General features: G+C 57.4%; 16 protein-coding genes. 8 read left to right on the top strand and 8 right to left on the bottom strand.

Translation table 11 applies throughout. The features are described from left to right. Positions 1-769: alpha/beta hydrolase (locus X760_RS77350; RefSeq protein ID WP_023721496.1), on the top strand; the 769-nt coding region annotated here is incomplete at its 5' end. 492 nt (positions 770-1,261) lie between these two features. Here X760_RS77350 and X760_RS66100 read toward each other — a convergent pair. From X760_RS66100 to X760_RS66110, 3 genes are all read right to left on the bottom strand, one after another. Next, a complete protein-coding gene (locus tag X760_RS66100; protein WP_023721497.1) occupies positions 1,262-2,476 on the bottom strand; it encodes an aminotransferase class I/II-fold pyridoxal phosphate-dependent enzyme in 1,215 nt (404 codons plus the stop codon). Between the two features lie 42 nt (positions 2,477-2,518). Then, a complete protein-coding gene (locus tag X760_RS66105; RefSeq protein WP_023721498.1) occupies positions 2,519-4,033 on the bottom strand; it encodes an aldehyde dehydrogenase family protein in 1,515 nt (504 codons plus the stop codon). A 382-nt stretch (positions 4,034-4,415) separates the two neighbouring features. Next, a complete protein-coding gene (locus X760_RS66110; protein ID WP_023721499.1) occupies positions 4,416-5,891 on the bottom strand; it encodes an NAD-dependent succinate-semialdehyde dehydrogenase in 1,476 nt (491 codons plus the stop codon). A gap of 129 nt (positions 5,892-6,020) precedes the next feature. Here X760_RS66110 and X760_RS76610 point away from each other — a divergent pair, with 129 nt between their 5' ends. Further along, positions 6,021-6,161 carry a hypothetical protein gene (locus tag X760_RS76610; protein ID WP_023721500.1) on the top strand — a complete coding sequence of 47 codons (141 nt, stop codon included), beginning with the start codon at positions 6,021-6,023 and terminating at the stop codon, positions 6,159-6,161. Between the two features lie 157 nt (positions 6,162-6,318). On the opposite strand, the gene X760_RS66115 is transcribed toward X760_RS76610, so the two are convergent. From X760_RS66115 to X760_RS66130, 4 genes are all read right to left on the bottom strand, one after another. Next, entirely contained in the window at positions 6,319-7,077 is a 759-nt protein-coding gene (locus X760_RS66115; RefSeq protein ID WP_031194687.1) for an amino acid ABC transporter ATP-binding protein, read from the bottom strand. A gap of 17 nt (positions 7,078-7,094) precedes the next feature. Next, entirely contained in the window at positions 7,095-7,859 is a 765-nt protein-coding gene (locus X760_RS66120) for a transporter substrate-binding domain-containing protein (protein ID WP_198030538.1), read from the bottom strand. A 90-nt stretch (positions 7,860-7,949) separates the two neighbouring features. Next, a complete protein-coding gene (locus X760_RS66125) occupies positions 7,950-8,636 on the bottom strand; it encodes an ABC transporter permease subunit (protein ID WP_023721503.1) in 687 nt (228 codons plus the stop codon). After that, positions 8,633-9,316, bottom strand: a complete 684-nt coding sequence (locus tag X760_RS66130) for an ABC transporter permease subunit (protein ID WP_036245533.1) — start codon at positions 9,314-9,316, stop codon at positions 8,633-8,635. The genes X760_RS66125 and X760_RS66130 overlap by 4 nt, the downstream gene beginning before the upstream one ends. Positions 9,317-9,655: 339 nt before the next feature. Here X760_RS66130 and argE point away from each other — a divergent pair, with 339 nt between their 5' ends. After that, on the top strand, positions 9,656-10,813 hold the full coding sequence (gene argE, locus X760_RS66135) for an acetylornithine deacetylase (protein WP_023721505.1): 1,158 nt from the start codon (positions 9,656-9,658) through the stop codon (positions 10,811-10,813). An 18-nt stretch (positions 10,814-10,831) separates the two neighbouring features. On the opposite strand, the gene X760_RS66140 is transcribed toward argE, so the two are convergent. Further along, positions 10,832-11,752 (bottom strand): LysR family transcriptional regulator, encoded by a 921-nt coding sequence (locus tag X760_RS66140; RefSeq protein WP_023721506.1) that lies wholly within the window; start codon positions 11,750-11,752, stop codon positions 10,832-10,834. Positions 11,753-11,936: 184 nt separating this feature from the next. On the opposite strand from X760_RS66140, the gene X760_RS66145 reads away from it, so the two are divergent. From X760_RS66145 to X760_RS66165, 5 genes are all read left to right on the top strand, one after another. After that, a complete protein-coding gene (locus X760_RS66145; RefSeq protein WP_023721507.1) occupies positions 11,937-12,908 on the top strand; it encodes an ABC transporter substrate-binding protein in 972 nt (323 codons plus the stop codon). A 99-nt stretch (positions 12,909-13,007) separates the two neighbouring features. Beyond that, a complete protein-coding gene (locus X760_RS66150) occupies positions 13,008-13,850 on the top strand; it encodes an ABC transporter permease (RefSeq protein ID WP_031194691.1) in 843 nt (280 codons plus the stop codon). A gap of 38 nt (positions 13,851-13,888) precedes the next feature. Beyond that, on the top strand, positions 13,889-14,614 hold the full coding sequence (locus X760_RS66155) for an ABC transporter ATP-binding protein (protein ID WP_245278691.1): 726 nt from the start codon (positions 13,889-13,891) through the stop codon (positions 14,612-14,614). Positions 14,615-14,673: 59 nt separating this feature from the next. Then, positions 14,674-15,636 (top strand): agmatinase, encoded by a 963-nt coding sequence (locus X760_RS66160; protein WP_023721510.1) that lies wholly within the window; start codon positions 14,674-14,676, stop codon positions 15,634-15,636. A gap of 35 nt (positions 15,637-15,671) precedes the next feature. Beyond that, the gene (locus tag X760_RS66165; protein ID WP_023721511.1) at positions 15,672-16,046 is read left to right on the top strand and encodes a nuclear transport factor 2 family protein; all 375 of its coding nucleotides are present in this window, start codon (positions 15,672-15,674) and stop codon (positions 16,044-16,046) included. Positions 16,047-16,064 lie beyond the last annotated feature (18 nt).

A 16,064-nucleotide genomic window follows, 5' to 3' on the forward strand; every position in this document is an offset into this window, starting at 1 on the left:
TCTGATGCTGCACGGTCATCCTCGCACCCATGCCACTTGGCATCGCGTGGCGCCGATTTTGGCTGAGGAATACACCGTAATTTGCCTGATCTTCGCGGTTTCGGCCAAGCCCTTTGACATGCCTGACCATTCGGGCTCGTCTAAAAGGTCCAATGCCCGCGATTGCTTAGCCCTTATGTACTATCTGGGCTTCGATCGCTTCGGACTTGCGGGTCAGGACCGTGGGGCATACACCGCTTTTCGGACAGCGATGGATCATCCGGCATCCGTCAGCCGCCTCGCAATCCTTGAAGCCATTCCGATCGGCGATGCGCTGGCACGATGTGACGCTCGGTTCGCATCGGCATGGTGGCATTGGTTCTTCTTCGCTCAGCCTGAAAAACCGGAGCAAGCTATCCTTGCCAATCCAGATGCATGGTACGGCGGTGATCCCGCGGAGATGGGCGCTGAGGCTTACGCTGATTTTCTCGCCTCGATCCACGATCCGGCGACGGTCCACGGCATGATCGAGGATTACAGGGCCGGGTTAGGCATAGACCGACAACATGACGAGGACGACCGAGCCGCAGGCCGAAAATTGGAATGTCCGCTGCTCGTGCTATGGTCAGCTTACGATGGCCTGGAGGAGTTGCATAGCGACGTCATCGCCATCTGGCGGGAATGGTCTTCAAATGTTCAAGGAAACAGCCTCAACTGCCACCACCACATGGCGGAGGAGGTGCCAGAGGCACTGGCTGCCGAATTAGGTGCATTCTTTCACGACGAATAGCTAATGTCGGCATCCACCGCGGCCTCTCCTGAGCCAGTCGGCTTCCCGCCATCCTCCGCATTTATGAGTTCACGGCCTAGGTCACGTTGTGGATTTCGCGTTGAGCATGCGTGGCCAGAAGCTCTTCAATTAAATCCGGTGGGCAGCAGTGAACCGTCCGTTGCTAGCTGCTTAGACCGATGCCTATCCAACCCCGCCAGGTGCCTAGGTCGAAACGTTGGCTGCCGCCGCAGCCCTTAGCACCGTCGTGACGAGGGGCAAGGGCCGAGCGAGCAGTCCCATTCCCAAACCAAAGGAACCCATCACATGTCCCGAGTTCCGGGATCGTACCGTTGGCCGTTGCCGCAATCTGTGCACTCAGCCCCTGCCCCTTTTGCGCGGGACAGATCGCTTGACCAGTACCAGGGGCGGGCGCCTCGCGCACGAGCAGTTACCAAATTCGACACGCCGGATTTTGATATACTCTCAAATCCGATCCCGCGAACGTTGTTGCTACAATCCCGCGCAAAATCGTTTCAGCCGGTCCATGCCGCTTTTAATCACGGAGTCGGCGCCCGAGAAGGAGATACGTATGTAGTTTTTCATGTCCGGTCCAAACGCGACGCCCGGCACGATCGCCAGTCGTTCCGTGGAGTACAGACGCTCGGCAAACTCCGTGCCGGGCAAACCGGTTGCACTAACGTCGATGAAACAGAACATGCCGCCACCCGGCCTAGCGAATTTTAAATGGGGAATCTCGGAGAGCCTGGTGCACATCAGATCGCGTCTGCGCTTCAGTTCGCTTGAGAAGAAACGCATCTCTTCGTCACCCGCCTCATCGAGGGCCACCGCTGCGGCATCCTGAATAAAGGTCGGCGATCCAAAAAGCATGCATTGCGCTAGATTTTCCAGATGAACTGATGCGGAGACCGGCCCAAGCGTCCATCCTAGCCTCCAGCCAGTCATTGCATGAGACTTGGACAGGCTGTTCACAATTATCGTTCGGTCCCTCATGCCAGGAATGGACGCAATTGAGAGGAACTCGCCGTCGAAGACTGTGCTGCGGTAAACCTCATCGCTGATGATCCACAGATTGTGTCGCTCAGCAAATGTCGCAACGGTTTCCAGATCCTGCTTGCCGAACACATAGCCGCCGGGGTTGTTTGGGGAGTTCAGCAAGATCGCCCGCGTTCGATCTGCTACCGCTGCACCGAGAATATCCTCGGATATCTTCTGTCGTGCATTTTGCAGCGATAGTTTGACGGGTCGGGCCACTGCTCCGCCGGCGCGTATTGCCGCTTCGTATGTGGCATACCAAGGCTCGAGGCAGAGGACCTCATCGCCAACCCCGGCTACGGTCATCAGGGCGGCGAAAAGAGCATTTTGTGCTCCACCGAATACAATGGCTTGTTCTGCACTCCACTCATGGCCATCGAACCGCTTTTGCGCGGCAGCAATGTTGCGACGAAGGTCGGGCGTGCCCGGAACTGCAGCGTAGTGCGTCCGACCGCCTCGAATGCTTTGAATGGCAGCTTCAGATATCCTCGTCGGCGTGTCGAACGAGGTATCACCAAGGCAGAGGCTGACGACATCTTCGCCTCGATCTACGGCATCCGCCGCCGCGTCCGCGATCGCCCAGCCTGCCGCTCCATCACTGGCGATGGCCCTGGTGTGCTCCGAAAACCGTGGCAGCTCCTGATCAGTGTTAATTCGCCGCAATGTTTCCATCGTTGCCTCCTCCCGGGGGGCGCTGTGTGAGATAGTTGCGCATCACTTTCCGAGTTGAAGGTAGATGCTTTTTGTTGTCAGGAATCCGTCGAGTTGTTCCGGTCCCATGTCCTTGCCAAAGCCCGAAGCTCCTACCCCACCGAATGGCATGGTCGGATCCAGGAGCCCGTGTGCATTGATGTAGATGTTCCCGGCTTTGAGGCGCCGGGACAACTGCACTGTTTCGTCGACATTGTCGGAGTAGACAGCGGCAGCTAGGCCATAGATGCTCGCGTTAGCCCTTTCCACCGCCTCATCAAGGCTTCTAAATCGTGCGACACCGAGAACGGCGCCGAAGATTTCTTCGCGGAAAATTTGCATTCCATCGGAGCATTCATCGAAGATCGTTGGACGAAGAATGCCGTCCTCGCGGCTGGTTCCGCCCGGCCCTTCACCTGTGACGAGTGATGCGCCTTCCGAATGGGCGCTCTCGATATGCTCTAAGACTCGGCCCCTATGCGCCGCCGAGACGAGCGGCGTGATCTTGGAATTCGGGTCCAAACCAGGACCGATTGTCAAACTCTCTGCACCAGCCTTCAACTTCTCGACCAATTCATCGTGGACGCAGGCATGGGCATAGACGCGCGATCCCGCGTCGCAGACCTGGCCGGAATTCATGAATATTCCTGATAAAATAGCGTTCGCTGCGTTATCCAGGTTCGCCTTGCTCGTCACGATAACAGGCGATTTACCTCCGAGCTCAAGCGTCAGACGCTTCATCGTATCGAGCGCGGTTTTCCCAACCGCCGTTCCCACAGCTGTCGAACCAGTAAACGATAGCTTGTCGATACCCGGGTGGGTGGCCAACGCCTGGCCGATGATATGGCCAAAACCGTTTACGACGTTGATAACGCCGTCAGGAAAACCAACCTTGGTCGCGAGTTGGGCGACCCTCATTGCCGACAGAGGCGTGAGCTCCGACGGTTTGCAGACGACCGTGCATCCGCAAGCAAGCGCGGCCGCAAGTTTCCAGGAGAGAATCTGCAGTGGGAAATTCCACGGGATGATTGCCGCGACCACCCCGACCGGCTCCTTGACGGTGTAGGTTAGCGTCTCGCCCGGCAGGGAGACTGCGGTTGCTGTCCTGCCATCCAGCTTGCTCGTCCAGCCTGCAAAATACTCGAAATTTGCGATCGAGCCGAAAACGTCGATCGACCTCGCGTCGGAAATCGCTTTCCCAACGTCGATGGTTTCCAGATGGGCCAGGAAATCTGCTTCGGCGTCGATCGCATCAGCCAATCGCAGGATAAGCTTCTGTCGTTCCAGCGCCGGCATTCTGCCCCAATGACCGATGAGGGCCTTGCGGGACGAACGCACTGCGCGATCGACAATTTCTACACTTCCGCTTGCCAGACCTGTCAGTCTTTGACGGGTGAACGGTTCGATGACATCGATGAAATCGGCAGCTGAATCAACTTCCTTTCCGTCGATGAAATGGCCTATCGGACGACAAACGAAAGAAATGACTTCGGCCGGGACTGAGAATCGATTGAAGTAGCTGCCAATGTCCTGGTTCATACTTTGCTCTCTTTGCCTCCATCGGTGACGCGTCGAAGAGCGCCTGCCGGTGATGATCCTGAAAAATCCGGCACGTCGAATCATCCTAAGGTTGGCAGGTCGGCTGGAAGCCGATCTCCGTAAACCCCCTCTTCTCGTTCTCAGCTTTGAGTTTACGGGACGCCTGACTTTCTCCGCGTCGCTACGCAGGAGAGTCCATGGTTCACTCGCTCCTGTTTAGGATCGCCGAAAGAAATTCGAAACTATGTTGCGCCAAACCAAAGTTTGATGATTGCGAACGTCCAAGCCTTAACGTTGGCCATTGGCGCGATGGGCGCCGGATAGACAGATTTTCTAGCAGGCGGCACCCATTTCCGCGGCGCTTGCGAGTCTCGATCATCGGCTACGAAACGCTCAAGCAGATGTACTTGATGTTGATGTAGTCGTCGGCCCCGTATTTCGAGCCTTCCCGTCCCATCCCCGATTGCTTCACGCCGCCAAATGGAGCGACCTCGGTCGAGATAAGACCTGTGTTGATACCCACCATCCCAGTTTCAAGATCGTCGGCAACGCGGAATATGCGAGCGACATCGCGCGAGTAAAAATAGCCGGCCAGACCAAACTCGGTCTTGTTCGCCATTGCCACGACCTCCTCCTCTGTCTCGAACGAGAATAGAGGTGCAAGAGGACCAAAGGTTTCCTCCGTAGCCACCTTCATCTTGGAGGTGACACCGAGCAGTACGGTCGGCGAGAAAAACTGCTTGCCTTGTTCACCACTTGTCCCGCCTGTCGTGATATGTGCGCCGTGCGACAGCGCGTCCTGCAAATGTTCATTGACCTTCTTGACTGCATTTTCATCCATCAGAGGGCCGATTTGCGCCCCTTCTGCAAAGCCATTGCCAACCTTCAGGTTGCGCACCCGGCTTGCGAGTTTCGACGCAAACTCCTGGTAGACTCCCGACTGCACATAGATGCGATTTGCGCAGACGCAGGTCTGGCCAGCATTGCGGAATTTAGCAACAATCGCCCCTTCCACAGCCGCGTCGATATCGGCGTCGTTGAAAACGATGAACGGCGCATTGCCGCCAAGTTCAAGGCTGAGCTTCTTGATCTGGTCTGCACCCTGCCTCATGAGGCTTCGCCCGACATTCGTCGAGCCTGTAAACGAGATCTTTCGAACTTTGTCGCTTGCGCAGAGCGCCGAACCAACCATTGCTGCGTTGGTGGATGTGACGACGTTCAGCACGCCCGCCGGGATGCCAGCTCTCTCCGCAAGTACTCCAAGGGCGAGCGCCGACAATGGTGTCTGCGCGGCCGGCTTGGCGACCATCGAACACCCCACCGCCAAAGCGGGCGCAAGTTTCCGGGCGAGCATCGCGCTCGGGAAGTTCCAGGGCGTAATTGCTCCAACCACACCAACCGGACTCTTCAGCACGAAAATGCGCTTGTCAGCCTGATGGCCGGGAATGACATCGCCGTAAATCCGTTTTGCTTCCTCGGCGAACCACTCAATGTAGGACGCCCCATAGAGAATTTCGGTCCGGGCTTCTTGGAGGGGCTTGCCCATTTCTGCTGTCAGAACGACCGCAAGGTCTTCGACATTTTGAACGACGAGGTCATATAGCTTTCGAAGGTATGATGCTCGTTCCTTTCCAGTCAGCTTCGCCCACTTCTTCTGCGCTTTGTGAGCAGCATCGATTGCTTCCTGGAGCTCCAGTTCGCCGAGATCTGGGACGGATAGGATGTGTTCGCCGGTGGCGGGGTCGGTCACGGCGAAGATGGATCCTTCGCTGGCTCCTACCCAGCGCCCGCCCACAAGCGCTTTGTCGACTAGGAGAGTGCCGTCTTTCAAGTTGGATGCAAGGTCGAATCTGGCCATGTAACTCCTCATAGTTCCGGTGGTTTCACCAAGCTGGCCCTGGCTGTAGCCGCGCACGTTCCATCGGCCGAGGGCGGCACTGTGACGTGGTAGAGTGACTGCTGAGCGCTGCGACGAAATTCGCAACAAATGGCCGCCGGTCTGACACTCGTCTTCGGCGACACCTCGGGCTGTTTCCACCGGCTGATCCCGATCGCTTTTGGTCCGTCGATCGGCTTCGCCGCCAGATCGCAACGTCTCCACTTTCTACAGATCCCAGTTGAGATCTAATCGATGCCAAAAACGAAGCTGACGCGCGACGAAACCCGCCGTCTTGGGAATATCGTAGGGGAGCTCCGGCTGCCAGGCAACGACTGAAGCATGGTCAGTCATGAGTTCCATCTATTTGCGTTCGTATTTCCAACCACGAAGGCATAGCGAATGACACCTATCCCCTTGTCGTGGCTTCTACAAAAGAACGCACTCTGGAATTTTGGGACGCGTTGAAGAAGCAGTCGGGCGGCGTAACGTCGACGATCTCCCCCATATCCATAAAGACGATCTGGTCTGCGATCTGCCTTGCAAACCGCATCTCATGCGTGACGATCATCATCGACATCCCTTCGTCGGCAAGACCCAGCATGACGTCGAGCACTTCGTTGACCAGTTCCGGGTCGAGCGCCGAGGTCGGCTCGTCGAAGAGCATCACGGCAGGCTGCATCGTCAAAGCGCGGGCGATTGCCACGCGTTGCTGCTGACCTCCCGATAACTGAGACGGATACTTGTCCTTCAGTTGATCCACGCGCACCTTTCTCAGCTGCGCCATGGCAATTTCCTCCGCAGCAGCCCGTGTCATCTTCTTCACGCGCCGCGGCGCCAGAATGAGGTTTTCCATGACGGTAAGATGCGGGAAAAGATTGAATTGCTGGAAGACCATTCCAACGTCGCCGGCGAGTTGCCTTGCGTTCGCACAATCCGGATCGAGATCATGACCGGCCACCCTGATTGAGCCTTCGGATCTTCGCTCAAGACCGACGATGCAGCGTACAAGGGTTGACTTGCCCGATCCCGACGGACCGCAGACGACGAACCGTTTTCCGGCAGGCATCTGCAAGGTGATTGCCGTCAAAACCGGGTGTAGGCCAAATCGCTTGGACACTCCGGCGACATCGATCGCCGGAGTGTTTGTGTGTCGGCCAAAATCCATGTCCTTGCTCCGAATGCTCATGGGTTCTTCGGAGAGATATCCATGCCGAAATACTTCAGGCTCAATGTTTTGAACTCACCGGAGTCCTGTACCGCCTTCAGACCTGAAGCGAGCGCAGATGCCGTAGCCTTATCGTTCTGGCGAATTCCAATGCCTGGCCCGATGCCGAAATGCTTCGTGTCCGACAGCGCAGGCCCGATAAACTCAAACCCCTTTCCTTCAGGCTTCTTCAAAAATCCCTCGGAGAGGGCGATTGCGTTGTCGAGGACGAGTTCGACGCGGTCGGCCGACAAGTCAAGAAGGGCATTGTCCAGGCTCGGATAGCTCGTGATTTTCGCTGTTGTCCCGGCGACGTCGCGAACGTAGCTCTCGCTGATCGTTCCCGACGCCACACCGATGGTTCTGCCCTTGAGTCCCGCAGGGGTAATATCGGCAGGCGATCCAGATTTGCCAATGAAGCGCGGCGGATCGACGTAATAGGGCCCGACGAACGAGATGACCTTCTTGCGTTCGTCGGTGATGTTCATCGAGGCGATTATCGCATCGACCTTCTTTGCCTTGAGTGCAGGAATCAGACCGTCGAACGCGATGGCGGTAAATGTGCAAGTTAGCTTGGCCGCCTTGCAGATCGCATAACCGAGATCGACTTCGAACCCTTGCGGCTGGCCGTTCGCATCGACAAAATTGAAGGGAGGAAAGGCACCCTCCGTTCCGATTTTCAGGTCTTGCTGTGCGTAAGCCGAGTTGACTGAACAGACAGCCGCAAAGACGGCTGCCGTCATAAGACGCTTCCAATTCATTGGTTCCTCCAAGGGGTGTCGATCGAATTTTAATTGTCGACAGTCGGCAATTTATCGTTGCGGAGATATCTGTCAATGGCTGTTCGGCAGATGCCGCCGAAACCGACGGTCGAGGACATTCCAGCTCAACCTGAGCACCTCAACGCAGCAGATGTAGATAAGCCCCGCCCAAAGATATGGGCTTAGTTCAAAGCTCCGCGCATAGACCAATCTGGCGGAACCCATCAGGTCATAGACGGCGACGATGGAAGCGACGGCGCTCGCCTTTACAAGAAGGACGAGTTCATTGCCGAGCGGTCTCACCGCGACGACCATCGCTTGCGGAATCAAAATGTCGACAAACGTGTTGTAGCGGGACAAACCGAGGGTCTGTGCCACTTCGGTTTGTCCGCGCGCTACCAAGTTTATGGCGCCGCGGTAAATCTGGGCTTGATAGGCTGCGGTGTTCAGTGAAAACGTCAAGATCGTGCAGAAGAAAGGGTCTGCGAAGAGCCACCAGAGGCCGACATCCTCCAGGGCTGCGCGGAACTGGCCGCTTCCATAGTAGACCAGGAAAAGCTGCGCGAGCAGCGGCGTACCGCGGAAGAAGAGCAGGTATGAACTGGCTATGAGACGGATGGATGCACGACCACTGAGAAGCGCCATCGTCAGCGGAATCGCCACAAGGAACCCCAGCAAGGCGGACATGGCCACGATCTGCAGGGTGACGGCAAACCCGGCCAGAAGCTGAGGGGCAAAATCGGGCAGAAACAGGTTCAAGACGCGCTCCTGGCATATCCGCGAGAGAGCCGTGCGTCGAGTACACCTGCGGTGCGTTCGGAGACCGTGGTCAACAAAAGATAGATGATGCAGGCGGCCCCGTAGAACTCGAAGGGTTGCTTGGTGCTCGATACCGCCAGGCTGGTCGTCCGCATGAGGTCATTGAGCGCGATGATCGAGACCAATGATGTATCTTTCAACAATACAATCCACGTATTCGACAGGCCAGGCATCGCCGCCCGCAGCATCTGCGGTGCGATGACATCCTTGAATGTCTGAAAGCGATTAAGGCCAATCACCTGCGCGGCCTCGGCCTGGCCGCTGGCAATGGAGTTCAGCGCAGACCGGAAGACTTCCGCGGAGAAGGCCCCGAAAACGAGAGCCAGGGAGAATACGCCCGCTGCAAATGGGCTGATCTCGCCAAAGCCGTCAATCCCTATTTCGTCTGCGAACTGATTGAGCAGTTCCTGCGCTCCATAGTAGATCACGATCAGCGTCAGAAGCTCCGGCAAGCCGCGGAAGACTGTTGAGTAGACCGCCGCAACGATCCGCAGGAAAAGACTTTCCGACCTTGATGCCAAGGCCAGCACCAATCCAAGCAAGAGCCCCACCGGAAGCGTCGCAAGTGCCAGCCCAACGGTCAAAATCGTCCCCGATGCGATCTGTCCAGCCCAGTCCAATCTGAAACCTCATCTCACACCTCGCCGAGATCTAGCATGGCAAACCTATTGTCCACTGTCGACAAGAGGCCTCTCAAACCCTTGTTTGAAAGTTTGACATCATGTGCCGTCCGATTGGCGTCTACTAGGAGCCCAAGTCTGGGAAACGTTCGTCTTCGGCGGTTGGATGTATTGAAGGAGATATCGGCTTGCCTGGCTCACCTCTCATACTCCGCGAAATGCACAGTGTTGGCGCGGCGACCAAAGGCATCCTCCCATTTGCCGGCGGACGGCGACGGCGGCTTCATCCTTCGGGCTGGGTCGCCGTCGCAGCCACTGAAACCAAAGGTCGGATGAAGGATGCCCTCCACAGACGCTATCGAGATCCTGTCCAAGCTGGTGGGATTCAAGTCCCTGTCTGGTCAATCCAACCACGACATCGCGGACTATGTCGAAACGTTCGCCAAATCCCTGGGGGCGACCATCCAAAGGTTCCCCTCAGCCGATGGCACCCGAACCAGCCTGCTCATGACGTTGGGACCAATGGTTCCGGGCGGAATTGTCCTGTCGGGCCATATGGACGTGGTTCCCGCGGGGAACCAGCCCTGGACTTCCGACCCGTTCGCGTTGCGACAGGCGGATCATCGCCTCTATGGGCGTGGGGCGGTGGACATGAAGGGTTTCCTCGCCCTTGCCCTCTCCCTTGCCGCGACCATTCCCATTGCCGAGCTCACGAAGCCGCTCCACCTCGCGTTTTCTTATGACGAAGAGATTTCCTGTGAAGGTGTAATACCGATCGTCCGCCACATCGAGAAATCCGTCCCGAAGCCCCTCGCCGTCATCGTCGGCGAACCCACGGAAATGCAAGTCGTGGGCGCGCACAAGGGCGCGGTCGATTGGACGGTCGAAGTTCTCGGCAAAGCGGCCCACTCAAGTCTTCCGCACTTGGGCGCGAACGCTATTCATGCGGCCGCTCGCCTGGTTTGCGAGGTGGAGGAGATTGCCAGGGAGTTCGAGAAACAGCCCTCGCCAAATGCCGAGCTCTACGACGTGCCGCATCCCACTGTGACTGTCGGAGTCATCGAAGGAGGCACCGCTGGAAATGTTATTGCCGCACGGTGCAGCTTCCAGATGGAGGCCCGAACAATGGAGCCGGGGCAGGCTGCAACTATCTTTGAACGGATTTCAAACCTTGCACGGGATGTAGTGCTTCCTGGGCTGCGCGCGACAGCCCCCGGTTCTGAGATCAAGATCACCGAGCGTTTCGATATTCCGCCACTTGTCAGAGAAGCCTCCAGTGCCGCGGAACAGCTCGTAAGCCGCTTCAGCTCCTCGCCGAACGTGAAAGCCGTGTCATATGCGACTGAGGCCGGCTTCTTCCAAGCGGCGGGGCTTCCTACAGTTGTCTTTGGGCCGGGGAGCATATGGCAGGCTCATCAGGTCGACGAGTCTATCGACAAAACGCAATTCCAAGAAGGAGAAAGAGTGCTGGCGCTGATCGCCCAAACCCTCTTCTGACGTGGTTCAATTCGTTTCCTAGCTTGCCAGGCGTCGCGACTCGCTGAGGAGATCATCTCGAAATGTCGAGATGAGGACGGAGGGAGCGTTGCTCTCTCGAGACACGATGTACACGGGCCAATTCACACTGAATCGTTCCGGATTGATTTTTCGCAGTATGCCTAGGTCAACCCATGCCGCAGCGTACTGATCCGGAAGATAGCCGATATGGAGACCCGTCATGATGAATTCGAGGGTCGCTTCGACGTGCATCGAAACGACGGTTGAGTTCCAGTTGGTCTCAACCATTTCCTGCTGCTGAGTTACAAATCCTCGCCGGACGAAATCGACCTCGCGTAGGTCATCATCGGTGAGCGCATTTTCCGAACGGCCGAAAAGCGGATGCTTCGAACCACAGTAAAGCGCTATTTTTTCAGAATAGGCCTCCTCGTACTTCAAGCCATTCAGCGGGCTCCGGCTTCCGGTAAGACCAAGATCGCAACGGCCATCATAGACCGCCCGCTCCACATCGTTGGACGGCACCACATTCATGGTTATTTCAACCCCATTCGAGCGCTCTCGAAATCGCCGAAGCGCGCCTACCAGGGGGTTCAGCGGATCGCTGGCAATGTTCTCCATCTGCCATATCGTCAGCTCGCCCATGAGTTGCCCCTTGGACCCGGCAACCGTCGTTCTGAAACTGTTGATCTCGCTAAAGAGCCGCAGGGTGGCCTCATACACAACCTGTCCCTGTGGCGTCAGCGAGAACCCGCTAGGACCGCGAACACAAAGCTTCAGGCCGAAGCGCGTCTCCAAGTCTGATATGTGGATTGAGATCGTTGATCGGCCCAGACCGAGCGTTTCCTCGGCGGCCGCGAAACCATTGCATTCGGTCACCGCCTTGAAGACCCGAAGGAGCCGGATGTCGACCTTGTCCAGGGGTGGGATTTCTAAACGCATATTCCGCCTTTCGACCGTGCCTCCGCCGTTTCAGGATAAATCCCGCACGGCTTCATGGGGTGGTGACAGCCCATAAATCACAGTTATCGCGAGAGGACCATTTCGCATTGACTAGGCCGGATTTATGTGAGACGAAACATTGTCGACAGAGGACAGTCGCCAGAAATAACAATGGGGAATGTCAATGAAACTGCTTAAAGAACTCGCTCTCGCGGGCACAATCGCTATCAGCATTTCTTCAGCCTGGAACGTCGCTGATGCGGCGGAAAAAATCTCGGTCGCGCACTCGACCTGGATCGGTTACGGCGCGCTCTACATCGCCAAGGAAAAGGGATTCTTCGAAAAGGCAGGACTGGATGTAAACCTGCAGATCATCGAGGCATCATCAGACGCCATCGCCGCAATGCAGGGCGGTCAGATCAACGTCGTCGCCTCGACGATGGACAACTTCGCACTGTTTACCGGAAATGGAGCTGACCTGGAAGTTCTGACCGCGCTCGACGAGTCGGCCGGCGGCGACGGAATCGTCGCGAAGAAAGAGATAGCTACTGTCGCCGACCTGAAGGGCAAATCAGTCGGTGTCCAGAAAGGCTCGGTCTCGCAGTTCCTTCTCGCGCAGGCGCTTAACAAGGCCGGATTGTCGCTCGAAGACGTCCATACCATCGACATGAAGTCGGGTGACGCCGGCGCAGCCTTCGTCGCCGGGAGCGTCGATGCAGCCGTGACATGGCAGCCGTGGCTTTCCAAGGCCGCTGCCACCGACTTCGGCAAGATTCTGGCCGACACCAGCTCGATGCCCGGTCTAATCGTCGACGCGCTCGCTGCGAAGTCAGATTATGCCAACGAGCACAAGACGGAGATGAAGGCTTTCGTCGATGCCTACTTCGAAGGCATTGCTTTCATGGGAAAGAACCCGGCGGAAGGGCATGAGATCATCGCTCGTAATCTGAAGATGAGCACCGAGACACTCGAGGGCACGCTGAAGGACGTTCGCTTCTTCAGCAAACAGGACAACGCGGCGTTCTTCTCCGGTGATCGCAGCCCGGCCTTTGCACTCGTGTCGCAGGCCGGTGAGTTCTATCAGAAAATCGGCGTGCTGCGCTCGACGCCGGACGCGGCAAAGGTCGTCGGTGTCGCCGGCGAACTGGCAAAGTGAGCTTGGAGGGACGATGCGGACTTTCAAAGTGCTTCCAATGAACAGCGAACTCAAAACGGCGGGCGTCTCGCAGAGACGCCNACTTTCAAAGTGCTTCCAATGAACAGCGAACTCAAAACGGCGGGCGTCTCGCAGAGACGCCCACGCTTCCTGATCAAGGTCCAGACATATTTGAGACCCAGGGCTAACCTGCCTGCTAGCGAGCGGATGACGATTTCCGTCGTCGGCGTACTGGGCTTTTTTCTGCTGTGGTTGCTTGTCACCGAGGCCGGTTGGATTCAACCCTTCTTCCTTCCCAGCCCCATCGCAGTCGCCAGTCGTCTGGCCAACATGGTCGTAAGCGGTGGCTATTTGGAGGATGTCTGGGCGAGCTCTTACCGTGTATTCGGCGGATTTTTTGTCGCGGCGGTAGTGGCCGTGCCGATCGGCATCCTCATCGGGAATTTCCCGTTCTTCCGTTCCCTTCTCGAGCCGTTGCTCAGCACCGCGCGCTATTTGCCTGCAACGGCCTTCGTGCCGCTGATGATCATCTGGCTCGGGATCAACGAATCGCAGAAAATCTCGATCGTCTTCATGGGCACGTTCTTCCCGCTCGCCCTGTTTATCGCGAGCATTTCGGAAGGTGTTTCCAGCGACCTGATGAATAGTGCCTACTCGCTTGGCGCGAGCTCACGACAGGTGTTTTTCAAGGTTCTGCTGCCCGCCTGCGTTCCAGCAATCGTGGACGCGCTCCGCATTACGGCGGGCATCGCCTGGACCTATGTCATCGTCGCGGAACTCGTCGGAGCGGACAAGGGGATGGGGATCGCCATCCTGCAATCCCAGCGCTTTCTTCTGACGGATCAGGTCATCGCCGGCATTGTGGCCGTCGGCATCCTGGGCGTCTTGACCGACCTCGCATTCCGCTATGCGCACCGCAAGTTTTTTCCCTACATGTACTGAGGACCACCATGACACGCGTTCTTGTCGACAACGTCAGCGTGGAATTCGCCCGGCATCGGGAAGCTCCGCAGATAGCGCTGACGAATACCAATCTGGAAATCGAGCAAGGTGAGTTCGTCTGCCTTCTCGGGCCGTCCGGTTGCGGAAAATCCACTTTGCTCAATGTTGTGGGGGGGCTGGTGGAAGCTTCGACCGGGTTAATCAAGGTCGACGGACGTTCCGTTTCCCAACCGGGCCCTGATCGCGGAATGGTCTTCCAGAACTATTCGCTCTATCCATGGCATACCGTGCGGCAGAACATCGAGTTCGGCCCGAAATTGAACCGCTGGCCGAAGGTCAAGGTCTCCGAAATCGCCAATGAACTCATTGAGATCGTGGGCCTGAAGGAATACGCCGACCAGTTTCCGAAAGTCCTGTCGGGCGGCATGAAGCAACGGGTGGCGATCGCCCGCGCCCTAGCGATGGAGCCTAGCGTTCTGTTGATGGATGAGCCTTTCGGCGCGCTCGACGCGCAGACGCGCTCTCGGATGCAGGAACTGCTGCTCGACATCTGGTCTCGCAAGCGGACCACCGTGATCTTCGTGACCCATGACATCGAGGAAGCCGTCTATCTCGCGGATCGCGTCCTGGTCATGAGCGCACGCCCCGGCAGGATCATCGAAGACTTCAGGATCGAACTGCCGAGGCCGCGCGTCGCCGACGTCGTGGCGAGCGAGGAATTCACCCGCTACCGCAAACACATGCTCCACCTGTTGAGGCATTGAAGCGGCCTGTTGGGAATCTACAGCCGCTACACCGTAATAGCCGACAAGAAAGGAATGAAATGTCGAACGAATTCGATCCCGTTGATTCATCCGTAACCCCGCGATACGCCGAGATCGCAACGTTCATGCGCGCTGCCCGGTCCGAGATTTCGCCCTCCGTCGACATCGCTCTGGTCGGCGTCCCCCTGGATCTGGGCGCGACGTACCGATCCGGTGCACGACAGGGACCGGCGGGGGTTCGCGAGGCCTCTCGCTTGATCCGCCAGGTCAATCCGACCACTGCAGTCGCTCCATACCGCATCGCGAATATCGCCGATATCGGCGACGCGCCAACCCACCCACTCAGCGTCGAGAAAAGCGTCGAGCGTATCGAACAGTTCTTCCAGCGTGTCCACGCAGCTGGTGCCGTTCCGATTTCTGTGGGCGGGGACCACACGGTCCCGCTTCCAATTCTCAGGGCGATCGCGAAGGACGGTCCGGTCGGCCTGATCCAGATCGACTCGCATTCCGATACCTTCGACGAGTTCATGGGCACGAAGTACAACCACGCCACCTTCGTCCGTCGTGCGGTGGAAGAAGGCCTTCTCGATCCCAAGCGGATCGTCCAGATCGGTCTGCGAGGCACCCGCTACGGCGACGACGACATTGTCTATGGTGGTCAGGTCGGCATCCGAATGATCACGATGGACGAGTACGAGACGATGGGCCGCGCAGCGGTCATCGAGGAGATCAAACGCGTAATCGGCGCCGGCCGGACTTACTTTTCGATCGACATCGACGGTCTTGACCCGAAGGACGCACCCGGCACGGGTGTCCCGGAGCCAGGCGGCATCATGATGCGGGACGCCCAAATGATCCTGCGGTCGCTCAATGGCATCGATTTGATCGGCGGTGACATTTGCGAAGTCGTGCCGTCGCTCGATCCGACCGGGATCACCTGCATCAACGCCGCGAACCTGATGTTCGAGCTCACGTGCCTGGCGGCGGTAGCCCACCAGAACCGCACGACGAAACAGGCTTGATCGGCCCGAACAGAAGAAACGTAAGGGAGGACATCATGTCAGGCCAAGCCGCGTTGCGCGAACTCGCAACCAAGTACTTCGACGCGCTGTATTTCGGGAAGGCGGATCTCTTCGCTGAGGTGTTTCATCCCGCGGCGATGCTCTACTGCTTCACTGAAGCGGAGCCCGTAATCATGGGCGTCGACAAGTACCTCGAGATCGTGCGGGGCCGTGTTTCACCGGCTTCCCGCAACGATCCGAGGAGAGATGAGGTCGTTGAGATCGAGATCGCCAGTCCCACGACAGCCCATCTTCGGGTCAAGGAGATTTTCATTCCGAAGAACTTCGTGGACGAACTGACCTGCGTCAAAACCACCGACGGATGGAAGATCGTCTCGAAGGTTTGGCACTTCACTTTGGATGCGCGGTGACTGCGAGAATGGAAGAGT

This window comes from Mesorhizobium sp. LSHC420B00 (genome assembly GCF_000503055.1).
GTDB lineage: Bacteria > Pseudomonadota > Alphaproteobacteria > Rhizobiales > Rhizobiaceae > Mesorhizobium.